The sequence below is a fragment of the Venatorbacter sp. C2-1 genome, from assembly GCF_022832715.1.
GTDB lineage: Bacteria > Pseudomonadota > Gammaproteobacteria > Pseudomonadales > Oceanobacteraceae > Venatoribacter > Venatoribacter alkanivorans.
The window spans coordinates 1260108-1283481 of record NZ_CP094879.1 but is presented as its reverse complement, the minus strand read 5'-3'; the positions used below and the strand labels follow the sequence as shown (position 1 = coordinate 1283481).

Genomic DNA, 23374 nt, shown 5'->3' with positions numbered 1-23374 from the left:
ACCTCAGATAGCAGGTGCAGTAGTAAAAATCTGCTGACGTAATTCTTTTTTGTCGGTTTTACCGACGGCGGTGAGTGGCAGCGAGGCCATAAACTGAAAGCGGTCAGGCAACTTAAATTCAGCGACCCCCTGAGCACGCAGGTATTTGCGCAGCGCGACAGGCTTTAATTCACTCTGCCCTGCGGTTTTGTGCGCAACGATACAGGCCAGGCTTTTTTCACCGAGCAAAGCATCCGGCACAGAAATCAACGCTGCCTGCAATACATCAGGGTGACGCAACAGAATATTTTCAATTTCTTCAGCGGCGATTTTTTCACCGCCACGGTTAATCTGATCTTTTACCCTGCCGACTACTCTCAGGTAGCCGTTTTCGTCCTGTGTCACCAGATCTCCGGAGATATAAAATCCATCCGGATTAAAGGCGCTGACGTTATACTCTGCGGCGTTAAAATAACCGCGAAACGTGTAAGGGCCACGGGTCATTAACATTCCGGTCTGACCACAGGCCACAGGTGTGTGACTTTCAGGATCAACGACCCACACTTCATCAGCGCTGCTCATCGGACATCCCTGAGTGGTGAAAATACGCTCATCACTGTCATTCAGGCGGGTGTAATTCACCAAACCCTCGGCCATACCAAACACTTGCTGTAACTGACAGCCAAGTTCAACGGGTACACGTCGTGCCAAAGCTTCAGCAAAACTGGCTCCGCCTACCTGCAGTAATTTAAGGCTGCTTAACTGCTGTTGATAACCGGGTGCCGCCTGCAACCACAGGATGACCGCCGACGGCACCAGCGCAGTCATAGTCACACCGTGTTTTTCAATTAAGGAAAAACAGCGCAGAGGTTCAGGATCACGCGCCATAACGACACAGCCACCGGCAAAGAAGACACCTAATGCTCCCGGCGAACTGAGCGGATAATTATGCGCCGCAGGTAACGCACACAAATAACGTGTGGCACCATCAAGCTGACAGATTTCTGCACTGCGGCGTACGCTATAGTAGTAATCGTTATGTGTCCGGGGAATTAATTTGGGCGTACCTGTACTGCCGCCTGAGAGCTGAAAAAATGCAACCTCTTCTGCTGCACTATTACAGTCAATATCTGCGTCAACATCCACGTCAACGGTCATGGAACACAGACTGCTGAGATGCAGTGCAAAATTGCATTCCCCTGCAGAACAGACCAAATCCAGTGCCGGAGCCAGTGTCTTTAATTCAGCAGTAAAGACCTCATCGGTAAACAGCGGGTGCTCATCACTGATCACCAGTAATGCCGGATTCAACTGACTGGCATAAGCACGCAACTCCAGTTTCTGATGACTGAAAAGTGCATTAACCGGGGCAATACCGGCTTTCAGTAAGGCAAAAAAAACAATGTAAAATTCAGCGATATTCGGCAGCTGCACCAGTGCAGTATCACCAACACCTAAACCACGACAGACAAATTGCGCTGCCAGGTTATTACTTAAACGATTCAGCTCTGCATAAGAAAAATGTCGTTCACCACAGATAACAGCAGTGCCTTGATTATCACGATGGCGCTGCAGAATATTGCTGAGCGGTAAGTCCAGCCAGAATCCCTGCCCGCGATACTCATCCTCCAGAACCTGCGGCCAACGGCTAAACGGCAGAGAAGGCCTCATAGTGTTACTCCCGAAAAATCGGCATCCAGCGCATTGAGCATGGTCTGCATTTTTGCACGGGTTTCTGCCCATTCACTTTCCGGCGACGAGTCTGCGACGATACCCGCACCAGCAAAGATCTGGATCCGGTTTGCAGTGATACGCCCACAACGGATAGTTACCACCCACTCACCATTGCCTTCACCGTCACACCAGCCGACCATTCCTGCAAATGGCCCTCGTTCATAAGGTTCTATAAGCTGAATAAGTTTATATGCCTGAGCGGTAGGAGAGCCGCAAACAGCAGGCGTAGGGTGTAACTCAGTAGCGATTTTCAATGGATTCATAGTCGCATCATTAACCTGACCGTGAATGCAGGTTGATAAATGCCACATAGCCGGAGTGCTGATTAACGACGGAGCATCGGGAATATCAAGTTCCTCGCACCAGGGAGATAAAACCTGACGAATATCATCAATTACCAGCTTATGTTCGTATGCATCTTTCGCTGAACGTAATAACTGTTCACTGACCTGGCGATCTTCTGTTGCATCAGCACGCCGGCGTGCTGAACCCGCCAAAGGATTCGACATAATTTTTCGCCCCTGCTTGCGCAGTAATAATTCCGGGCTGGCACCAATCAGCTCAGAACCATCAGCCAGTGGAAAACGAAAATGATATCCGGATGGATTTTGTGCACGTAATCGCTGAAAAACAGAACCGGCATCCAGTGGCCGGTCAAGGTCCACATTCAGAACCCGAGACAGAACCGTTTTGCGAATATCACTAAGACGGAAATTCGCCACAGCCTGCTCTACAGATTGCCGGAAACGCTGCTCACCCGGCACGCTGTCACAGGAAATAACACGCGACCTTATTGCCAAATCAGGCACCGGTAAAACCGGCGCCTCCGTCAGGAATTCGCTCTCGCGGGGTACATAAAGAGTGGCTGGCTGCGTACGATCAAATGGAATACAGCCCATTACCAAGGGTCGTTTCTGACCATAAGCGCGCGCACGATTTAATGCTGAATCAACTGAACGTAAAAACTGCAGCCGCTGAACAGCATCAACACCTACAGGCTGACAAACAGCCTCTGCGATACCCCGCGCCTGAATGCACCCCTGAGATGAAGCATAAAAAAAGCAGGCGTTTTCCACATCAGGATGAGCGCTGATGCCAGAAGCCAAAACAGGATGAGAGGAATTTTCCTCAATACCGGATACAGGGTTATTCACTTGACACCTCAGCCTCAAACGCTAATGATAATGCTTATCATTTTACGGTACATCACCATCAGGATGAGTGTCAACAAACGTCAAGCAAGAATTGGCTATTTTTTTCTTCTGCTATTTAAACGGATTTTATGAAATTCTTTTTTAATCCATTCCGCCGCCAGAAACCGGGATTTATTTTTTCTCCTTTTCCGCTTTCTTCAGGTTTTCTCTCAGTAATTCTTCTTACAAATCATGCCCAGGCCGAAACCCATGATTTATTATCACTATTTAAAGCGGGCCAGATGACAGACCCAACTTTAAACAGCTCAAGGGCGCAACTGGCCGCTGACCAACTCACCACAGATATTGCTCTTGGTAAATTATTGCCGCAGATAAATGCACGGCTGGAAGTGACCAGTACAGATGATGAGACAGGTAATGGCGGCAGCCGGTCAGGGGAAATAATTCTGCAACAAAGTCTGTTCGATCCGGTTGCCTGGTATGACTACCGCGCAGCTTATGCAGAAAGCGCAGCAGCAAAAACAGCCTTCAGTGACACTCAGCAACAATGGCTGCTGACACTTATCCGGACTTACGCAGACACCCTGCGGGCAATCGCCGCACAGGAAGCCGCCAACATTGATACCCTGGCATTTACTGAAGCATTGCACCATGCCAGCCAGCGCCATACTGCGGGGCTTGTTGTAAAAACAGAAGTGCTGGAAGCACAGGCCGCACTCGACAATGCGTATGCAGCGGCTCATTCAGCCAAGGCAGAGCTCAGCCTGCAACTGGAAATACTAAGCCGTATCAGCAGTCAGCCGGTAACTGCTGTTACACCATTTACACCCGGCCTTGAATTACAGCTGCCTGATGAGCAACAGCTGAACCAGTGGTTGATGTCGGATGGAATTAATCATCCACAGATTCAACAGGCTCAACAGGAAGAAATTAAAATGCGGCTGCTGAATAAATCAGCTGCAGCCGCACATTTCCCCAAGGCCGATTTTACCGCCACCGTTCAGCATACGCAGGGTTACGGTAATAAACATGACGAAGGAACGACAACGATGCTCTCGGCCAAAATCACCCTGCCATTACTGGCCGGAGGCAGCCACTATGGTGAGCAGCAGAAAACTCATTGGCAAGCTATCGCTGCCGGACATCAGCAGGAAGAAAGCCGGCGGGCAGTACGCTTTGAGCTACGCCGCCTGTTACGACAGATACGCTATGATGTGATGAATATTAACGGACGCCGACAAGCAATTATTTCTGCTACGTCTGCCATGAACGCAACACGCAGTGCCCATCGCATTGGAACCCGCAACATGGTGGATGTCCTCAATGCTCAGCGTACATTATCGGCGGCAGAAAAAGAGTTCGCCAATGCGCGTAGCGACTATATGACTCACCTGATGGAACTGAAATATTATGCCGGCGCTCTTGATGAAACAGATGTAGCTTTGATGAACCGCTGGTTTTCAGCTGACGAGAACTGAAGTAAGAACCTGTTTATCTGTCAGAATCCAGTCAGCACGATAACAGCGTCCCTGTGTTACTCCCGGAGCCAGTGTTCTTTTCAGCGTTATATCACAATAGCCGCACTGTATTTGATCAGGTAAATACAGATAATAATGAGTCTGACAAAGCGGATGAACAGCAACTACCGCAACATCGGTAAAATCAAAAATCTGCCTCACTTCCGGCCACAGGGCTTTATATAACGCTTCTTTAACAGAAAATATCAGGCTTAATGCCACGTTTTCAGTAAAATGCAGATTGCTTTTTAACAGCAGTTTTTCAGATGCATCACATACCTGATTGAACACCGCCGCAGCGATATCCCTGCTCATTATATTTTCCAGATCAACACCCAGAGATCTGGCCGACGTTGTTCTGGCCAGCAGACAAACCGCCTCGATACGCTCGCCCGTACGCACATGACTGATCGACCCCACCACCGCTGGCGGAAACTGCGGACAACCACCAGCATCACTGCCAATATTAAATTCCCCGGACTCACCCGCCATCTGCAAAGCCTGTCGGGCTGCCTGGCGTCCGGCCAGATAAGACGCCTGACGCACAGGTGAAGCCGTTGCTATTTTCTGCGGCAATTTAATATTTTTCCGCTCAAAATCATCCGCGTTAAAATCCGAAAGCGACAACTCCTGCCGGCAAAGAAATACGTCTCCCTGTGTAAAAGCCATGATCTCTCCCTGGCGAACATCCTGATGGGCAATAAAAAGCACACAAGAATTTATGTGTGCTTTTTCCTTACCCGGATTCAGTAATCCTGCTGCTACTGACTATCAGAAGTTATAAGTTCCACTGACGTAGTAGTTACGGCCCAGTTCGAACAGGGTATAACTTGGATCAATTTCACTCAGCTGCACATCGGTGAGGTTTTTCACACCACCACGCAGCGTAAAGGTATCAGAAACCTTACCCACAACACCCAGATCGGTGCGGTAGTAAGATTTTGCAACCGGAAACTCCTGCACCCAGGTACCACCATTATTTGCCCAGCTGGAATACTGCATACCCGCCAGATAATTCACACTCAACAAGGCAGAAACTGCATCGCTGGCCTGCCAGTCGACTGTTGTATTGGCTTCATATTCAGGGCGGCCGGTAAGCACAAACTTCTCACCTGCTGCGTCTTCATATTCGGTGTCCAGGTACGTCATATTGCCCGACAGAGTCAGATTACTGAGCACATCGGCAGAGGCTGTCAGTTCAAAACCATTGGTGTTTGCTTTGGCAACGTTGATCCATTCAGCGGCAACCGGATCATTGTTGGTATCATAAGTAATCTGGCGCTCAATCAGATCATCAATATCATTATTGAACCAGCTCAGTGCCATTTCCCAGGTATCCTGACGCAGTTCGATACCCGCTTCATAGTTAATACTGGTTTCGGCTTTCAGATCCGGATTACCGGCCAGCGAACAAGCACCACCACAGCTGATCACGCGGTATTCTTCACTCAGATAGCTGCCATCCGGCGCCTTAAAGGCTTTACTCACTCCACCTTTAACGGTAAGCGCATTGTTAACCTGATACACCACATAAGCTTTCGGCGAGAAATTCGAGCCAAAAATTTCGTGATTATCCAAACGTCCGCCCAGAGTAACGAACAGATTATCAGCGACTGTAATTTCATCCTGAACAAAAGCTGCCAGCTCATCAATCGACAGCTTACCGGTTTTAAGGTAGGTCGTTTTGTCTTCAATTTCCTGATGGCGGTAATCCATACCGGCAACAATGGCATGACTGCCGGCCGTTACATTGGCGTAGGCTTTGGCATACAGATTTTGTTCACCGGTATTGTGAGTCTGTGGAGCAGCATAAGATGAGTTAAAGTCTTTTACCTCAGAGTCTTCATGTTTGACGAACGCTGTTGTTGTACCCCAACCCCAGCGACCGGTGTGAGTCAGAGCCAGCTCCATACGCTCCAACTCCTGTTCACGGGTACGCGGACCGGAAGCATAAACACCCAGTGGACGATCATCTTTATTCAGCGCCAAGTCCACATCCAGTGTCTGTTCTGCATTCAGATCCTGGCTCAGTGTGACAAACAGATTGGTCGAGGTTTTCTCCTCCAATCGCGGAGGCTCATTCGCTTTTTTATCGGCACGATCTTCATACCAGGCATCGTGTTGCTTTTGCTCAATGGCCACAAACAGACGCGAACCCGGTGCCAGCTCACCACGGACAGAAGCTCCCAAGCGCTGCTGCTGACCATCTTCACCCGATTCAATCGTACGGTATTCAGCAGATACGTTGCCGCTCCATTCCTGAGTCGGTGCTTTGGTAATAATGTTCAGCACACCACCAATCGCATCGGCACCATAAACAGAAGACATAGGGCCACGGATGATTTCAACGCGATCAATACTGTTCAGCGGAATTGAGTTGTAATCCACATCGCTGCCTTTGGCGAAAGCAGAGCCAGAGGAAACACGTTTGCCATTCACCAGGATCAGAGTGTAATCGCCTCCCAGACCACGGATACGTAATTCATCACGTCCCAGGCTGTCGTTGGAATTATGCACGCCTACGGTATCGCGCAGCAGATCTGCCAGGCTGGTTACCGCCGACCGTTCAATATCTTCCGCGGTGATTACCGTAGTAAAAGCCGGCACTGTTGCCGAATCCCGGGCCGACAGCGTTGCTGTCGTCACCATATTCTCTAACTCTCTGGTCTGCTCTTCTGCGGCGACAACCATTGATGCATTTGCCAGAGCAAATGCCAGTACTGAATATCTGAAGTTCATGAACTCCTCCCCAATAAATAACATTGATTATCATTTAGAACTCGACAGATAGTATGCGACTATCACAGCCATTACAATATTTGATAATCATTCGTATTTAACAATGAGTATTGAGTACTCCAAATAAGCTGTCTGTGGAAGATTATGGCGGCCGGTAGTCGGCAAGGCGCCAGTTCCTGAAAAACCGGCCTGCTGGCAACCTCCCGAGCCCTGTCTACACTCAGATAAGACAACGCGGGAGGACTCGCTATGACACTGCTCTGGCAATATTTCACTCTGATTCTGCAATGGTTCGCCGAGCCCCAGGGCTGCGATGAACCCGGCCTGCATCAGACCGATACCCAGCCCATCAGTCAGGCACAAAGCCACAAGGCATAGCAGAACTAAAAACTGAAGATACAAAAAAAGCGGCAACAGCCGCTTTTTTTGTATCGGTTTCAGGCTTCAGCGAACCGCTGAAACATCTTCCGCCTGCGGGCCCTTCTGACCACGCACCACGGTGAATTTCACGCGCTGACCTTCAGTCAGAGAGCGGTGCCCCTGACCGCGGATAGAACGGAAATGCACAAACACATCTTCGCCCTGATCCCAGGTAATAAAGCCAAAACCTTTTTTCACGTTGAACCACTTAACCACACCACGCTCGCGACCATCTTCAACATCGCTTTCCACAACGGTACCACTGGAGCGGAAACGACGGCGACGGGAAGGAACCAACTGCGCTGACAGCAGGCTGGTAACCAGTGTCAGAACGGCAACAACCAGCAGCAGCTCGGTCATACCGGCGACATTCATCAGGTTATCGGCGGTCAGCGCCGTACCGTCGGTCAATTGCAGACCTGTCACCAGCGAAGTAAAGATGCCGGCAACAATGAAAGGAACAATTGCAGCAAACACCAGCGCTACAATAATTTTACGTAATATCAATTTACCCATGCGTTCTCTCGTATCACTCGTTAATATCACAGCTGTAACAAAATCGTTGGCCCGCGGGCCTTTGACAAGTGGGCTATGAAAGCCCAATTCATTAAAAAAATCAACACGATAGCTAAAGGGTATAAACACACCTATGAGCCAACAGCCACCGGCTTCCGCTGCAGCGCCTGATAAACAACCGCTGGCGCAACAACGTATCGACGAACTGGAAATGCGTATTGCCTTCCTGGAAGACACCATCGATAGCCTGAATGACCAGGTATCGACCCTTAGCCAGGAATTCCTGCTGGCCAAACAGGCCATGCAATTGATGCACCGTAAGCTGGAGCAACTGCAGCAGAACCCTTCTGCCGGCGAAGCAATGGCCGATGAACCACCGCCGCCGCATTACTGATAGCCCATAGCGGAGCAGTAACAGGCAGATATAAAAAAGCCGGGCTAAGCCCGGCTTCTTTATTGGCACTATTAATCAAATGATCAAAGGCTCTGCCGGCGCCGCTGCCAGGCCACCAGCCCCCACAATAACAGGGTAAACAACAACGGCAGCACAAAGATATTCAGCACTTTCAGGCGCATGCCCAGCGCTTCGATATCTTTATCCAGCTCATGCTGCACATTACGCAGTTCTTTGCGGATTTCGATTTTCTTCTGCTGAAACTGCTCCAGCGCGGCCTGCTGCTCTGCCGACAGCGTCAGCACGCCATTATCACCGTCACGCTGGTCCTGCAGAGCACTGAGCTGCTGCTCGGTTTCTTCCAGTTCCTGCTGCAGACGCTGCTCGCTGGCCAGAAACTGTTGCTCGGCATCGCGGCGCAAAGTATTTACCCGTTCAAATGGACGGTTGTATTGTCCACGGGCACGCAGGCTGATCAGGTCAGCACTGCCGCCCAGATGATCGGCCAGATTCACCAGCAGGGCGCCGTTATCTGCCCAGGGAGAGGCGATGCGCTGACCAAAGAAGTTCTGCACCTGCACCCATAAACGGTCAGACAGCACGTCGGTATCGGCCACCAACGTGACCGCCAGGCGCTCCGTTGAGGCCAGATGAGTGTCGGTTTTTACGCCATCAACACCATCCGGGAAAGCAGAATCCGCTTTGCCCTGCACGCGCACAGCCAGATTAAATTCTTCATTGGCCGGCACAAAGTCACGCTGCAGCGCCATTAAATCGCCCCCCATGCGCAGGCGGTTGGCGTCCGTCAGCATGGCTTCCGTGCTGCTGTACAGCCAGGGTTCGATGCTGCTGAGCGCATTTTCAAGTGCGGTAAAATGCCCAACGCTGCTGAGGTTAATGGCTTCAAGCTGAGCGGTGACCACATCATCGGCGTTCAGGCTTTCCGGATGCAGCGCCAGCAAACCAAAGTGGCGCAGCGGCGGACGCCCCGGCCCCTGATTCACCACCAGCGCATTGGCAGCATCCAGCACCACCTGATCCGGGTTCCAGCCCACACCCCAGTTTTGCAGGAGTTTATTAAGACTGCTGGCCGAGCCGCTGTCGCCCATTCCCATCAGGCCGCCATTCGGTGCGGTTTCAGCAACCGGATCAAGAAACGCCAATACGCGTCCGCCTTTTAACGCAAACTGGTCAATGGCATACAGCGCGCTGTCGGTCAGCTCCGGCGGCTGCACCAGCAGCAGCAGGTCAATGTCGTCATCGATTTGATCCAGTCCGGCCGTCAGTGAGCGTAACTCATAAGGGCCATCCAGCTGATCTATCGCCATCCAGGCTGGCGCCGGGCGGCCGGTTTGTGGATTAAAGCCGCCGCGTACATCCAGTCCGCTGAGTAAGCCGATCACCACCGGCTTGCTCTGCTGCACCTGATAAATCAGCTGGGTAATTTCATACTCAAGAAAGGCCTCGCGGTCAGGCTGCAGAAAAGGCAGCTGCGCCACCTGCTCTTTGCCTGCGTCTGCGGCTTTCTCATCTGAGCCCTGATTTTCTGCGGCTTGCGGCAGCTGGGCTTTCGCAACCAGACCGAAATACAGGTTATCGCCACTGACCGATACCGGCACGGCCTGCAGGCCATAAGCGGTGGCCTGATCTTCTTCTTCTGAGAAGGGTGCCGGGTCGATAACTTTCAGACTGAGCTTACCGCCAGCCAGCATCACATATTCATCCAGTAATTCCCGCACACGCTGCTGATAAGCGCGCACTTTCACCAGATCAGCGCTGGCTTTCTGCGAGAAATACAACTCCAGCTCAACCGGCTGGTTCAGCTGTGCCAGAATATTCCGCGTTCCCTCTGACAGGGTGTAGAGTTTCTGTTCGGTTAAATCGAGACGCGCACCACTGCCCAGCTGGTTCAGCAAAAACGCTCCGCCAATAAAGCCCAGCAACAGCGCCAGAAGTGAAAACAGTTTGAATTTCATATCGGTCTCCTGCCCTGTTTATACGGATTTTTTAACGGTTAAAACCTGTGTTGTCGCCAGCAGCCACACAGCAATAACCAACACGAAATACAGCAGGTCGCGGATATCGACCACACCACGCGCCAGGGCTTCAAAGTGCGTAAGGAAACTCAGGCTGGCAATCAGATCCAGCAAACCTTCAGAGCCCCAGCCGCGGAAAAAATCCAGCACCAGCGGAAAACCACTCAGCATCAGCACAAAGCAAACCACCACGGTCAGAATAAAGGCAACGATCTGATTACGGCTGAGTGCCGACATACAGGAGCCTACCGCAATAAAGGCACCGGCCATTAACCAGCTGCCCAGATAGCTGGCCAGAATCACGCCGTTATCCGGCGTGCCCAGATAATTAACAGTCAGCCACAGCGGCAGGGTTAACAACAACGCCAGACCGGCAAAAAGCCATGCGGCGAGGAATTTTCCCAGTACCGCCTGCCAAAGGGTAACAGGCAGCGTCATCAGCAGTTCAATGGTGCCCAGCTGGCGCTCCTGCGACCACAGCCCCATCGCCACCGCCGGCATAAAAAACAGATACAGCCAGGGGTGAAAGTTGAAAAATGGCAGCAGATCGGCTTGCCCACGCTGATAAAAGTTACCCAGATAAAAGGTAAAGACGCCGGACATCACCAGGAAGATAAAAATAAAAACATAGGCAACCGGGGTTGCAAAATAAGCAGAAAATTCGCGCTTACAAATCGTCATTAATGTATTCATAGTGCTGTTCAGACTCCGGTCAACTGACGGAAAACATCATCCAGACGTCCACGCTCAATATGCAGCGTGTCGAGATCCCAGCCCTGCTGTTCAATCAGGGCATTCACCGCGTGATACGGACGCGCACCCGGCTGCGGAAACAACAGATAACTCTGCCCCTGTTCCAGCTCATCAACCTCGTTGATTTCAGGCAATGCAGAAAAGGCGGCGGCAGCATTTACCGGCTGCTGAAAACGCACCGAAATCGCCTGGTGATAACGCGAGCGGGCTTCCAGCTCGGCCGGGGTGCCATCGGCGACTTTTTTACCCGCAGCAATAATCATCGCCCGCGAGCAAACCGCTGAGACTTCTTCAAGAATATGGGTGGAAATAATCACCATTTTATCTTCCGCCAGGTTAGTGATCAGCTGGCGGACCTGCTGCTTCTGGTTAGGGTCGAGACCGTCGGTTGGCTCGTCCAGAATCATAATGGCCGGATCATGCAACAGCGTTTGCGCCAGACCAACGCGGCGCTTATAGCCTTTAGACAAGGTTTGCACTGCCTGTTTAAGTACGTCCTGCAGGCCAACCTGTTCAACCACACGGGCCAGGCGCTGACGCAGCTCGGTACCACGATAACCGCGCACCTCACCAATAAAACGCAGAAATGCCAGCACGCTCATATCACCATAACTGGGGGCACCTTCCGGCAGATAGCCGATCTGACGTTTCACCGCCACCGGATGCTGTGCCACGTCATAACCACCAATACAAACCGTACCGGAAGTTGCCGGCAGAAAACCTGTCAGCATTTTCATGGTGGTTGATTTACCGGCACCATTTGGCCCGAGAAAACCCAGCACTTCGCCGGGCCTGACTTCAAAAGAGAGATCGTCTACAGCGGTAAAACCGCCGAAACGCTTGGTCAGATGTTGCACTTCAATCATATCAACTCCCTATTTTGCCATGATCAGTAACACTGGCAGGCCGCAACCACCTGCCGCACAGAACAACCTAAAAGGTAAAATCCAGACCATAAAGATGGCATTTTGTTTCCTGAAACAGCAGGTCTGCGCCATAAACAGCGACAACCGGGCCATTTCCGGACAATAACCTGTACAACCACCGATAAAGGCGCCATGACTGCCTATTACGTCACAGCCCGCGCGATCAGACCGTTTAAACCTACAGACTTGCAGGGTAAACTCCGCAGGCATTTACAACGCGGGGGCGTCACGACCCGCAGACACACCAGAGACTGACTATGAATATTATTAAAAACATCCGCAGCACCCTGTTCCGCTGGCAACAAAAATGGCTGTATGGCGTAATCAAAACCCAGATCATCGGGCCGGATATTAAAGATTTCAACCTGGACCCTGACAAGCCAATCATCTATGCCATGCTCTATCCATCCCATGCTGAGCAGCTGGTGATAGATGCCGAAGTCAATAAACTGGGCTGGGGCAGTCCCCATCAGGACCGCATTGAGCGCCGCCTGCCGGGTAAGCCGTTTTTTAATATTTACCGCCGCGCCGGAACCCCCTTCCGCAAACAGGGCACACCGATTGTCGCCAAGCAGCTGATCCGTCAGGCCGAATGGCTGGCAGAGCAGGATGAGCGCGATATTCAGGTTGTGCCTGTGCGGGTTTTCTGGGGACGGGCACCGGAAAAAGAAGGCTCTTTCCTGCGTATCTGGCTGCAGAACAGCGGTACTCTGGGTGGCCGTTTATTTACTCTGATGGCCATTTTACTCAACGGTCGTAATACCTTTGTGCATTTCAGCCGGCCAATGTCGCTGCGTGAACTGTACGAGCCGGGCAAATCGCCGGAAATGCTGGCGCGTAAAGTAGCCCGCGTATTGCGTGTGCATAACCGTCAGGTTTCCGCCTCGGTACTGGGACCGGATTTATCCCACCGCCGCACTCTGGTGCATCAGATTCCGCACAAGCCACTGGTACTCAAAGCCATTGAAGAAGAAGTAGCAACCCAGGGCATCAGTAAAGCCAAAGCGCAGCAAAAGGCGCTGAAGTATGCCGACGAAATTGCCTCCAATATTTCCTACACCAACGTGCGCTTCCTGGATGTGTTGCTGACCTGGGTATGGAATAAAATTTACGATGGTATTTCGCTGCACAATATCGAAAAGCTGAAAAACATCAGCAAAGACAACGAAATTATTTATGTGCCCTGCCACCGCAGCCATATTGATTACCTGCTGCTGTCTTACGTTCTGTATCACCACGGTCTGCAACTGCCGCAGATTGCCGCCGGCATTAACCTTAATATGCCGGTTGTTGGCCCAATCCTGCGCCGTGGCGGTGCCTTCTTTATGCGCCGGACGTTCCGTGACAATAAACTCTATGCCGCGGTTTTTGATGAATACCTGCACTCGGTATTTTCCGGTGGTTACGCCACCGAATATTTCGTTGAAGGCGGACGTTCACGTACCGGCCGCACCCTGAGTCCGAAAGCCGGTATGCTGGCCATGACCCTGCGCAGCTATCTGCGCGATTCGCGCAAGCCGATTATGTTTGTGCCTGTATACACCGGTTACGAGAAAGTATTCGAAGCCAACAGTTATCTGGGCGAGTTACGCGGCCAGCAGAAGAAAAAAGAAAGCCTGCTGGGTGTTGTGGGTACACTGCGTTCTTTTAAACGTTCCTTCGGAAAAGTAAACGTTACTTTCGGCGAGCCGATTTACTTCACCGAATTCCTTAATCAGCAGCGCCCGGACTGGCGTGCGGAAGACTACAGCACCTGTGATTACCGTCCGGAATGGGCACCTAAGGTAGTTGATCAGCTGGCAAAAGAAGTGGTCACCGGTATCAACAGCGCGGCCTCCGTTAACCCGATCAACCTGATTGCCCTGAGCATTCTGTCGGCACCGCGTCAGGCGATGGATGAGCAGCAGCTGATTGTGCAGATGGAATCCTACCGCAATCTGCTGGCACAAACCCCATACAGCAAACTGACGGCCCTGCCGGATGGTAATGGTGCTGAGTGGCTGGCCTATGCCGAAAAACTGGATGCCGTATCGCGCTCCAAGCACCCGCTCGGCGATCTGATTCAGACCAGCGACCGTCAGGCCGTTACCCTGACCTATTACCGCAACAACGTATTGCATTTAATCGCTCTGCCATCACTGCTGGCCTGTTTGTTCGTGAACAACCAGCGCTACAGCAGCGAACAGGTTCAGGCCATGGTTGCCAGCTTCTATCCTTACCTGCAGGCTGAATTATTCCTGCACTGGAACAGCAGCGAGCTGAGCAGCGAAGTACAGCGCTGGCTGGATGCATTGGTGGATTGTGGTTATCTGCATCTGAACGATAAGGGCTACCACGCCACGCCGGCCAGCAGTAATGAATATGCTCTGCTCGAAGGACTGGCGGCTAACGTGATGCAGACGCTGGAACGTTACTTCCTCACCCTGAGCGTGCTCAGCCGTAAAGGTTCAGGCGAACTCAGCGCCAAAGAACTGGAAGAACAATGCACCCTGCTGGCACAGCGTATCAGCCTGCTGTACGGCATTAACGCGCCGGAGTTCTTTGATAAATCGCTGTTCCGCACCCTGATTCAGCAACTGGTCAGTGAAAAACTGCTGGCTAAAAACAGCGACGACAAACTGACCTTCAGCAATGAATTGGATGCGCTGACCAGCGCCCTGGAAGAAGTGCTGGACGGCGCTCTGCGTCAGAGCATTCTGCGCAGCGTTTAAACCTGCTCAGAGCATAAAAAAAACCGGCATCTGCCGGTTTTTTTATATCTGTAATCTGTAGCAAAGCGCTTATTCAGCGTCAGTATCTTCTGGATTCCAGGGAGCAACTTTGGCTTTAACATAAACATCAAAGCGGTTGGATTTACCGGTTAAGGCAAAGGTTGGTTTTTTACCCGCCAGAGGCTCGGCTTTACGTGCCCGCTTCACCACTACCCGGCAACGGGCACAGGCAAGAGCCCGTTCAAGCAGATCATCAGCATCGGTGTCCTGCCCTACGACATCACGGAACGCCTGCATATCTTTTTTAACCTGCGCCGTTGCTTTCGGGTCGTGATCAAACATCGGATCGAGATACACCACATCCGGCTGCCGCTGCGGATCGGATTCAGGCACCAGCAGATCGTGACTGCTGCCAAAGTGCAATTCAATACGGGCAATAATATCGGCAACTTCTGCATCGTTAGCGCCCCGCGCCAGACCATCGGCCAATAAGGCCGCGACCACCGGCTGACGTTCGTGAGCACGTACGCTGCAACCCAGAGTCGCCAGCACAAAGCTGTCACGACCAAGACCTGCGGTGGCATCCAGCACCGAGGGTTTGTACGAACCACTCACTCCCACCGCTTTGGCAATATCCTGCCCCAGACCACCGCCAAATTTACGCCGGTGCGCCGCAGCTCCGGCAGAAAAATCAGCACGTACCGCGGTGCGCAGATTATTGCCCTGACGCAGGCTCAGACCGTCATAGTCAAAGCACAGATGAAAACCATCCTGCTGCAACAGGGATTTAGGTGCCAGTGTCAGACCGTAGCGTTCACACAGTTCCCGGACTTCACTGTCCGATTCACGCACCAGATTGATTAGTTCAGTCACAACCTATCCGTTCTCAGACAAAAAACAGCAGCAACACGCCACCCAATGCCAGGCGGTACAGAACAAACGGCAGCATGCCAATCCGATTAATAAAAGCCAGGAAGTAATAAATACAGACCCAGGCACTGACCGCCGACAATACCGCACCAAGAGCCAGTGAGGTCCAGTCAACCGGCAACAGCGACTGGCTCAACTCATGCGCTTTTAAACCACCGGCTGCCAGAATTAACGGTATCGATAACAGAAAAGAAAAACGCGCCGCATCAACCCGGTGTAAGCCAAGTAATAACGCCGCCGTCATGGTAATACCGGAACGTGACGTACCGGGAATTAATGCCAGCGCCTGGGCGACACCAATAATCAACGCCATCGCCAGCGTCATTTTTGCCAGGCTGATGCCCTTCCCGCGTTTCTGGTCGGCAATGCCCAATAAAATACCAAACCCGATCGTGGCCCAGGCAATCACTTCAACCGAACGCAGGTTAGCTTCAATCCAGTCGCCTAATAATACCCCGGCCAAACCGGCAGGAATTGTTGCCAGCCCGACATACCAGGCGAGTTTTGCATCAGCACTGGGCTTTGCCGTCCAGCCACTTTTAAACCATGCACTGATCAGCCTGTGAATATCCTGGCGGAAATAAAACATGACTGCTGCCAGTGTGCCCACATGCACGGCTACATCAAATGCCAGTCCCTGATCCTGCCAACCAAGAACCTGTGAAGGCAGAATAAGATGTGCCGAACTGGAAATAGGTAAAAACTCAGTTAATCCCTGCAGTACCGCCAGTACAATGATCTCAATAAGATCCATAAGTTGATTCCTTAAAAGTATTAATCCCGGCGCAACAGGCTCGGTTGCTCATCGAGTTTTTTCCAGGCAACAGAATCACGCAAATAAACCGGCGGATGTTGTTCGACACTGCCAAATTCACCGCGTTGCCATGCGTCCTCAGCCAGCGCTAACATAATATCGGCCTGAGGTTGCACATCAGCCCAGTCCTGAGCGCAGGAAGCAAATGCCGGCAGAGTAAGGCCATCTCCTGCAACGATACCGTCAAACGCCTTCAGCGCCTGCAGACACTGCTCCGGACTGCCGACGTGTTCGGCTCCGATCAACCGGCAAAGTTCACCTTCACGCTGGAAATGCCCCCAGAATACCTCTCCCATATGGGCATCCATTACCGCCATTACATGGTCAGCCTGAGAACTGCGTAAAGTTTTTAATGCCACACTCTGCAATGAGGAAATACCGCAAACAGGAAGCTCCAGTGCAAAAGCAATTCCCTGTAATACCGAAGCCGCAATCCGGATACCGGTAAAAGAGCCTGGTCCACGCCCGTAAGCTATGCCCTCCAACTCTGCTTTTTTCACCCCTGCCCGGGTTAACAACTCATCCACCATCGGCAATAAGCGCTGTGCATGACGACGCGGTTGATCTTCACACAACGACCAGGATTCCGAACCACGGCTAAGGGCAACAGAACACAGAGAGGATGAGGCATCAACGATCAATAAACAGGACATAATACTTTCCGCAGCGAACAGGCGCGGCAGTATAACACAGGGCATGATTCTTCCATCCTGCTGCCCAACGCTGACAGACAGTCCCTGCAGAACAAAAATGACAGGCGAAAAAAAACCCGGCATTGCCGGGTTTTTCAATGCAGCAATCAGCTTGCTACTTTTGGCGGACGACCGCGACGCTTAGGCGCAGTACCGGCAGCCGCAGCTGCTGGTTTGGCCTTAGCCGGACGACCACGGCGCTTAGGAGCGGCACCTGCAGCAGCCGGTACAGCGGCTGCTTTAGCCGGACGACCGCGTTTTTTAGGAGCAGCAGCAGTTGCTGGCGCAGCTTTAGCCGGACGACCACGCTTTTTAGGCGCAGCAGCGGTTGTTGCTTTTGCTGCAGCCGGACGGCCACGCTTTTTAGGCGCAGCAGCGGTTGCTGTTTTTGCGGTTGCAGTTGCTTTGGCTTTCAGCTTTTTAGCAGCAACAGAGGCTTTGCCATGTTCTTTAGTGGCATGAGCTTTAACTTTTGCAGCATCCTGTTTGCCACGGGCTTTACGCCATTTGGCTTCAAATGCAGCAACGGCTTTCGCCAGATCGGCTTCTGCTTTAGCAACCAGTGACGCTTCAAACGCTTCAACAGCCGCAATGGCTTTTGCTGCCACTTCTTCTGCTTTCGCTTCAATTTGTGCAGCTTTAACCGCAACAGTAGCAGTACGGGCTTCAGCTTTCAGAGCCTGCAGCTTGGTATTTTCTGCTTTTACTTTAGCGTTAGCTGCAGCAACTGCGCGCTTGGCAGCAGGCGTTGGTTTAGCGGTTGCCTTTTCTTTTGCAGCGGTTGCTTTAGTTGCAGCAGCATCGACTTTAGCCTGTTGAGCGGTAACCGCTGCATGGGCTTTTTCAGATGCTTTTACTGCTGAAGCGACAACAGCTGGTACTGCCTCTGCAGTTTTAGCCGCAACTGCTTTAGCAGCTGCAGGCTTACGACCGCGTTTGGCTGGAGCTTTTTTAGGTCTGGCCATAGGTGAATTCCTCTAATATTCCTGATCAGGTAGGGTAACGCTAGCACAAAATATATAAGTGCATAAGCTAACGGGAGCAATAATAGTATTTTTATTATCGAAAACCAAAAAATAATGAATCAACAATGCTATTTATGACCTGTTTTTGCCTATTCTGGTCATTGTTCTGTGATATTCCGCTGCCATTACTGAAAATAGATATGATTTTTGCATCCTCGCGTTACTTGCAATGACGTATTTAACAGCCTTCCTATTAATCTCCCGGATTACTATTAAGGCACTTCTTAAGATACTTCTTAAGGTACTTCCGAATAATTCAGCCATGTCTTAAATTCCGCTGAAAGGAAGTTCATCGATCGATAATGTAATAAGCAGCGTCTTGGTAGTTTTACGGATCAGTTTAATCCCGGTAGTTTAAAAGCTGACAATATTTGCCTGTTGGTACCCGGTAATGGCAAAAGCAAATACGGAATCACGCATTTATGTTCTGACTCAGCAAATAAAGATGAACCTTAATGGTGCACACACCTGTTTTTAAGTTGTTGATTCTATTAAAAAACCGATACGACCCCAGGGCCTGTTGACACTAATTAAACAGGCCTGTTATCGGATAAAAATGCCTCAGACAAGGCGCTGAGAGTGTGGGATGTTCAGCACATCCCTGTGCTTCACCCCTTCGGGGTTGTCACGCCAATCTGTTCCAGACAGATTGGTAACGGGTTAAGCGAGCGAACAGCAACGCAGGATGAGGGATTTTTAGTCATAACCCTTCGGGCTGAGGCCCGATTAACTTAGTGTTAACAGGCCCTAGGTATCTCCTGCACTAAGTGCAGTCGACCCCGGCCTTCAGAAGGTACTTTTTAATCTCTGCAACACCATCAGCACGTACAGATCGGGTCGCAATAGAGACAAATAAAGCTCAATGACATTAGCCGGTGCATAAAGGAAAGGTGAAAACCACCCGCTATGATTTAAACGGCCTACCGGAACAACATCACGATCAACTGTCGCCGGATGTAAAACGCGGACATAAAAAAAGGGCCGAAGCCCTTTTTAACTTATCCGGTTATTCAGCCCTGTAAGGCCTCAAGAACCTGAGAAGTGATTTCCTGCAGTGAGCCAACACCCTGGATGTGGCTGTACTTAGGTGCATTAGCACCCTTTTCTGCTTCCAGTTTTTTGTAGAAGCTGACCAGTGGTGCAGTCTGATCATGGTAAATAGCCAGACGCTTGCGTACGGTTTCTTCCTGGTCATCATCACGCTGCACCAGATCTTCACCGCTTTCATCGTCTTTACCTTCCACTTTAGGTGGGTTGTAAATAACGTGGTAAACGCGGCCAGAACCCGGATGAACACGACGGCCACTGAGACGTTTAACAATCTCTTCGTCAGCTACGTCAATTTCGACAACGTGGTCGATATCAACGCCCGCTTCCAGCATGGCTTCTGCCTGAGGAATAGTGCGCGGGAAGCCATCAAACAGGAAACCGTTTACACAGTCATCCTGCTGAATACGTTCTTTTACCAGACCGATAATGATTTCATCAGAAACCAGACCGCCGGTTTCCATGATTTCTTTTACTTTAAGACCCAGTTCGCTACCGGCTTTTACTGCTGCACGCAGCATATCGCCGGTAGAGATTTGTGGAATAGCAAACTTTTCACAAATGAACTGTGCCTGTGTGCCTTTACCTGCACCGGGCGCACCCAACAGAATTACGCGCATGCGCATACCCCTTGTGGTTAATAGAAACTGTCCGGCGAGTCAAAAAATTGGTTATTTTTCAACCAGTCACGGAAAAAATAGGCCTAACCTTACTCCGAGCCGGGCTCTTGCTCAAGTGATTGTGATGAAAAAGCCGGGCAGATAATGCCCGACTTTGGTATAGACCGCGCAGCACCTGAAGTGATGCCACGCCCACGACAAGGGATTAACCGGTATTACGCATCCCAGCAGCAATACCAGCCATTGTGACTTTCAATGCACGCTCCACTTCTTTACTGACCACATCCTGATCCTGCCGCTCGCGGTACAGTAATTCGGCCTGCAAATAATGCAGTGGATCTGTATATGGATTACGCACACTCATGGAGTGCTGTAAGGCCAGGTTATCCTGCAGCAGAGTCTGCTGATCTTTAATCGCCAGCACCAGCTCACGGATCTTCTGCAAACGGATACGCAGCTGGCTGCCAAGCGGCTGTAACTCGGCTTCAACCAGACGACTTTCATAATACTGAGCAATAGCCGGATCGGCTTTCGATATCACCATTTCCAGCATATCGATATAGGTACGGAAGAACGGCCACTGCGCATACATCGATTGTAGCTGTGGCAGCTCACCATGATTAACCGGCTGCGCCAGAGCTTCATCCGAACCCAGCCAGGCAGGCAGCATTAAGCGCATTTGTGTCCAGGCAAAAATCCACGGAATAGCGCGCAGTGTTTCAATACCACCACCACTTTTACGGCGCGCTGGCCGGCTGCCTAATGATAATTTACCCAATTCCTGCTCTGGCGTTGCGGCGCGGAAATAACGGACAAAATCCGGCGTATCACGCACCATAGCCCGGTAAGATTTAACCCCGGCACCCGCTAACTGCTCCATACGCTCACGCCATTGCGGCTGTGCAGCTTCCGGCGGTAACAGATTGGCTTCCAATACCGCAGAAACATAAACCTTAAGGTTACGCACCGCCACTTCCGGCAAACCGAATTTAAAACGGATCATTTCACCCTGCTCGGTTACCCGCAAGCCACCCAGTACCGACCCCGGCGGCTGCGATAAAATCGCCCGGTGAGCAGGACCGCCGCCGCGGCCAACACTGCCGCCACGACCATGAAATAAACGCAGTTTAATGCCTTTATCCTGTGCCGTTTTTGACAGCGCTTCCTGCGCCCGGTATTGCGCCCAGACAGCCGCCAGCTGACCGGCATCCTTAGAGGAATCGGAATAACCAATCATCACCTGTTGATGACCTTTACAGTACTGGCGGTACCAGTCCACCGACCAGAGTTTCTCCATGCGCGGCGCCGATTGTTCAAGATCGCTGAGGGTCTCAAATAATGGCACCACCGGCATATGATCGCGCACACCACAGGCCTGTAATAACAAAGCTACCGCCAGAATATCCGACGGCTCACTGGCCATGGAAATGATGTAACAGGACACACCGTCACCGGCTCGGGTCGCCAGCACGTTCATGGTGTCGAGCACTTCCTGCGTTTCGGCCGTTGGCGTCCATCGGCTTGGAATTAACGGGCGGCGGGATGCGAGTTCATTCAGCAGGAACTGCTGTTTCTTTTCTTCATCCCAGGATTTGTAATCACCCCAGTTATAAAAGGCGCAGATTTCCTGCAGCACATCGGCATGGCGGGTCGATTCCTGACGTACATCCAGTTTCACCAGCGCCAGACCAAAGCAGGCGACCCGGCGCAGGGTGTCGAGCAATGAACCATTGGCCACCGTATCCAGCCCCTGCTCTACCAGGCTGTTGTAACAGAGCATTAATGGCTGCAGTAATTCATCGTCTTCCAGCAGAGGTTCGTAATCGCTTTCCGCCCCACGGGCTTTGGCGGCCGCCCAGAGTTTGGTCTGTTCCAACCGATGGCGCAGCTGATGCATACAGGCGCGGTAAGGTTCGTGCAGATTATCCGGATAAGCGCGGCGTAATTCCGCCGAGACTGCCGTCATCGATAACTGCATGCCTAATTGTTCAATATCTCGCAGGAATAAATCCGCCGCCATCCAGCGTGCCAGAAATAAAACCTCACGGGTAACGGCAGAAGTGACATTCGGATTGCCGTCACGGTCGCCGCCCATCCACGAAGAAAAACGCACCGGCGCCGCCGTCAGCGGTAATGCGCTGCTGCCACGCTGACGCAGCTCATCATCCAGATTGCGTAATAATTGCGGCACTGCGTACCAGAGGGAGTTTTCGATCACCGCGAAACCCCATTTGGCTTCGTCCACAGCGGTTGGCCTTACCTGACGGATTTCATCGCTGTGCCAGATTTCTTCCACCACCGAAGCCAGCTGCTGCTCAATTTCCAGCAATTGCGGATGGCCGTCGCGCAGGTCATCACGTTGCTGCAGTAATCGGGCAATCAGATCGTATTTCTGGATCAGGGTACGGCGGGTAATTTCGGTCGGATGGGCGGTGAGAACCAGCTCAATATTCACATCGGCGACTTTCTGACTGAGATTCAGCCCGGCGATGCCTTTCTGCTGTAAACGGTCCAGTAAATTACTGAACATCTGCTCGACATCATCGTGCAGAAAATCACTGCGCCGCCAGCTGGCACCGTGCTGCTGTTCGGCAATATTGGCCAGATTAAGGAATTGATTAAAACCACGCACCACCGGCACCAGTGCATCATCCGGCATGGTTTTCAGTAATGCCAGTAAACGGTCGCGTTCGGCATCGTCGCCATTGCGGGCTTTTTTGGCCTGCTTACGGATATCCTCAATACGTTTGAGCATACTGCTGCCGTACTGATTTTCGATCGTTTTGCCCAGCAGGTTGCCCAGCAGTTTTACTTTGTCGCGTAACAAAGCATCCAATTCAAAAGCATCCGTAGCACTCATACCTACTCCTGTCAGATCGTTTTATTCAGTGTGCGGAAAAACAGACAGATAGCAAGGAGTTACGCAGGGTGACTTTCACTGCATTTTGGTAACACTTTGTTCAGTTACAGGGCAGCGGCTTTTTTTCATTCTATTCTGATAAAACAGCCAGAGAAAAAGGAACGCCCGATGAAAACCTCAGAATTATTACGCCACTGGGAAAAAGAATTCGGTGAACCGCTGACTGCCGCCCGCTATGAATTGCCATTAAATGTAAAAGATGCGGCCCGGCTTGAAGCACTTGCAGAAATGTTTCCCGGCAGCACAAAAGAACGCATTCTGCGCGATCTCGTCAGTGCAGCATTATCAGATCTGACCAGCGGTTTTCCTTATATTGCCGGGGATAAAGTCGTGGCGCAGGATGAAGAAGGGTATCCGGTATTTGAAGATGTGGGGCCGACACCGCAATTCCTGCAGCTGACCCGCAAGCATCTGAACAGCCTGCAAAAAGGCAAACACTGAGCGGTA

19 protein-coding genes are annotated in these 23374 nt (G+C 51.4%); 5 read left to right on the top strand and 14 right to left on the bottom strand.

All coding sequences use genetic code 11. The features are described 5' to 3' along the window. Positions 1-3 precede the first annotated feature (3 nt). Both MT343_RS05795 and MT343_RS05790 read right to left on the bottom strand, forming a co-directional pair. A complete protein-coding gene (locus tag MT343_RS05795) occupies positions 4-1650 on the bottom strand; it encodes a (2,3-dihydroxybenzoyl)adenylate synthase (protein ID WP_145469193.1) in 1647 nt (548 codons plus the stop codon). Further along, positions 1647-2867, bottom strand: a complete 1221-nt coding sequence (locus MT343_RS05790; RefSeq protein WP_145469192.1) for an isochorismate synthase — start codon at positions 2865-2867, stop codon at positions 1647-1649. The genes MT343_RS05795 and MT343_RS05790 overlap by 4 nt, the downstream gene beginning before the upstream one ends. 281 nt (positions 2868-3148) lie before the next feature. Between MT343_RS05790 and MT343_RS05785 the strand changes: the two genes are divergently transcribed. Beyond that, positions 3149-4345 carry a TolC family protein gene (locus MT343_RS05785; RefSeq protein ID WP_186435919.1) on the top strand — a complete coding sequence of 399 codons (1197 nt, stop codon included), beginning with the start codon at positions 3149-3151 and terminating at the stop codon, positions 4343-4345. Here MT343_RS05785 and MT343_RS05780 read toward each other — a convergent pair. Then, positions 4328-5053: a 4'-phosphopantetheinyl transferase family protein gene (locus tag MT343_RS05780; protein WP_145469190.1), complete on the bottom strand. Its 726-nt coding sequence runs from the start codon at positions 5051-5053 to the stop codon at positions 4328-4330. The genes MT343_RS05785 and MT343_RS05780 overlap by 18 nt on opposite strands. Positions 5054-5155: 102 nt before the next feature. Further along, on the bottom strand, positions 5156-7123 hold the full coding sequence (locus tag MT343_RS05775; protein ID WP_186435918.1) for a TonB-dependent receptor plug domain-containing protein: 1968 nt from the start codon (positions 7121-7123) through the stop codon (positions 5156-5158). Positions 7124-7372: 249 nt separating this feature from the next. On the opposite strand from MT343_RS05775, the gene MT343_RS19535 reads away from it, so the two are divergent. Next, complete coding sequence (locus tag MT343_RS19535; protein WP_255449035.1) at positions 7373-7501, top strand: hypothetical protein; 129 nt, start codon at positions 7373-7375, stop codon at positions 7499-7501. 66 nt (positions 7502-7567) lie between these two features. Here MT343_RS19535 and MT343_RS19590 read toward each other — a convergent pair whose 3' ends face one another. Beyond that, positions 7568-8059 carry a cold-shock protein gene (locus tag MT343_RS19590; RefSeq protein WP_145469188.1) on the bottom strand — a complete coding sequence of 164 codons (492 nt, stop codon included), beginning with the start codon at positions 8057-8059 and terminating at the stop codon, positions 7568-7570. Positions 8060-8192: 133 nt separating this feature from the next. On the opposite strand from MT343_RS19590, the gene MT343_RS05765 reads away from it, so the two are divergent. Then, complete coding sequence (locus tag MT343_RS05765; RefSeq protein ID WP_145469187.1) at positions 8193-8453, top strand: SlyX family protein; 261 nt, start codon at positions 8193-8195, stop codon at positions 8451-8453. Between the two features lie 83 nt (positions 8454-8536). Here MT343_RS05765 and MT343_RS05760 read toward each other — a convergent pair whose 3' ends face one another. From MT343_RS05760 to MT343_RS05750, 3 genes are read right to left on the bottom strand one after another with little or no spacing between them, the layout of a single operon-like run. Next, positions 8537-10429, bottom strand: coding sequence for a Gldg family protein (locus tag MT343_RS05760; RefSeq protein WP_145469186.1), 1893 nt, complete (start codon positions 10427-10429; stop codon positions 8537-8539). 18 nt (positions 10430-10447) lie between these two features. Then, on the bottom strand, positions 10448-11182 hold the full coding sequence (locus MT343_RS05755; RefSeq protein ID WP_145469185.1) for an ABC transporter permease subunit: 735 nt from the start codon (positions 11180-11182) through the stop codon (positions 10448-10450). Positions 11183-11190: 8 nt separating this feature from the next. Beyond that, positions 11191-12108 (bottom strand): ABC transporter ATP-binding protein, encoded by a 918-nt coding sequence (locus MT343_RS05750; protein WP_145469184.1) that lies wholly within the window; start codon positions 12106-12108, stop codon positions 11191-11193. A gap of 317 nt (positions 12109-12425) precedes the next feature. Between MT343_RS05750 and plsB the strand changes: the two genes are divergently transcribed. Beyond that, on the top strand, positions 12426-14879 hold the full coding sequence (gene plsB, locus MT343_RS05745) for a glycerol-3-phosphate 1-O-acyltransferase PlsB (RefSeq protein ID WP_145469183.1): 2454 nt from the start codon (positions 12426-12428) through the stop codon (positions 14877-14879). Between the two features lie 69 nt (positions 14880-14948). Here plsB and MT343_RS05740 read toward each other — a convergent pair whose 3' ends face one another. The 6 genes from MT343_RS05740 to ppc form a co-directional block, all read right to left on the bottom strand. Further along, positions 14949-15752: a class I SAM-dependent methyltransferase gene (locus MT343_RS05740; protein WP_222428567.1), complete on the bottom strand. Its 804-nt coding sequence runs from the start codon at positions 15750-15752 to the stop codon at positions 14949-14951. Positions 15753-15765: 13 nt separating this feature from the next. Further along, positions 15766-16563: an undecaprenyl-diphosphate phosphatase gene (locus MT343_RS05735; RefSeq protein WP_145469182.1), complete on the bottom strand. Its 798-nt coding sequence runs from the start codon at positions 16561-16563 to the stop codon at positions 15766-15768. A 20-nt stretch (positions 16564-16583) separates the two neighbouring features. Further along, positions 16584-17276, bottom strand: coding sequence for a tRNA (adenosine(37)-N6)-threonylcarbamoyltransferase complex dimerization subunit type 1 TsaB (gene tsaB, locus MT343_RS05730; RefSeq protein WP_186435917.1), 693 nt, complete (start codon positions 17274-17276; stop codon positions 16584-16586). 146 nt (positions 17277-17422) lie between these two features. Continuing rightward, a complete protein-coding gene (locus MT343_RS05725) occupies positions 17423-18280 on the bottom strand; it encodes a hypothetical protein (protein ID WP_145469180.1) in 858 nt (285 codons plus the stop codon). Positions 18281-19350: 1070 nt separating this feature from the next. Then, positions 19351-20007, bottom strand: a complete 657-nt coding sequence (gene adk / locus MT343_RS05720; protein ID WP_145469179.1) for an adenylate kinase — start codon at positions 20005-20007, stop codon at positions 19351-19353. A 205-nt stretch (positions 20008-20212) separates the two neighbouring features. Continuing rightward, the gene (ppc, locus tag MT343_RS05715; RefSeq protein ID WP_145469178.1) at positions 20213-22867 is read right to left on the bottom strand and encodes a phosphoenolpyruvate carboxylase; all 2655 of its coding nucleotides are present in this window, start codon (positions 22865-22867) and stop codon (positions 20213-20215) included. 168 nt (positions 22868-23035) lie between these two features. Here ppc and MT343_RS05710 point away from each other — a divergent pair, with 168 nt between their 5' ends. Next, a complete protein-coding gene (locus MT343_RS05710; RefSeq protein WP_145469177.1) occupies positions 23036-23368 on the top strand; it encodes a pilin assembly protein in 333 nt (110 codons plus the stop codon). Positions 23369-23374: the final 6 nt, after the last annotated feature.

Coding starts and splice junctions, on each gene's coding strand:
- MT343_RS05795 (WP_145469193.1), bottom strand. CDS start 1,650: ATGAGGCCTTCTCTGCCGTTTAGCCGTTGGCCGCAGGTTCTGGAGGAT.
- MT343_RS05785 (WP_186435919.1), top strand. CDS start 3,149: ATGACAGACCCAACTTTAAACAGCTCAAGGGCGCAACTGGCCGCTGAC.
- MT343_RS05780 (WP_145469190.1), bottom strand. CDS start 5,053: ATGGCTTTTACACAGGGAGACGTATTTCTTTGCCGGCAGGAGTTGTCG.
- MT343_RS05775 (WP_186435918.1), bottom strand. CDS start 7,123: ATGAACTTCAGATATTCAGTACTGGCATTTGCTCTGGCAAATGCATCA.
- MT343_RS19535 (WP_255449035.1), top strand. CDS start 7,373: ATGACACTGCTCTGGCAATATTTCACTCTGATTCTGCAATGGTTCGCC.
- MT343_RS19590 (WP_145469188.1), bottom strand. CDS start 8,059: ATGGGTAAATTGATATTACGTAAAATTATTGTAGCGCTGGTGTTTGCT.
- MT343_RS05765 (WP_145469187.1), top strand. CDS start 8,193: ATGAGCCAACAGCCACCGGCTTCCGCTGCAGCGCCTGATAAACAACCG.
- MT343_RS05760 (WP_145469186.1), bottom strand. CDS start 10,429: ATGAAATTCAAACTGTTTTCACTTCTGGCGCTGTTGCTGGGCTTTATT.
- MT343_RS05755 (WP_145469185.1), bottom strand. CDS start 11,182: ATGAATACATTAATGACGATTTGTAAGCGCGAATTTTCTGCTTATTTT.
- MT343_RS05750 (WP_145469184.1), bottom strand. CDS start 12,108: ATGATTGAAGTGCAACATCTGACCAAGCGTTTCGGCGGTTTTACCGCT.
- plsB (WP_145469183.1), top strand. CDS start 12,426: ATGAATATTATTAAAAACATCCGCAGCACCCTGTTCCGCTGGCAACAA.
- MT343_RS05735 (WP_145469182.1), bottom strand. CDS start 16,563: ATGGATCTTATTGAGATCATTGTACTGGCGGTACTGCAGGGATTAACT.
- tsaB (WP_186435917.1), bottom strand. CDS start 17,276: ATGTCCTGTTTATTGATCGTTGATGCCTCATCCTCTCTGTGTTCTGTT.
- MT343_RS05725 (WP_145469180.1), bottom strand. CDS start 18,280: ATGGCCAGACCTAAAAAAGCTCCAGCCAAACGCGGTCGTAAGCCTGCA.
- adk (WP_145469179.1), bottom strand. CDS start 20,007: ATGCGCGTAATTCTGTTGGGTGCGCCCGGTGCAGGTAAAGGCACACAG.
- ppc (WP_145469178.1), bottom strand. CDS start 22,867: ATGAGTGCTACGGATGCTTTTGAATTGGATGCTTTGTTACGCGACAAA.
- MT343_RS05710 (WP_145469177.1), top strand. CDS start 23,036: ATGAAAACCTCAGAATTATTACGCCACTGGGAAAAAGAATTCGGTGAA.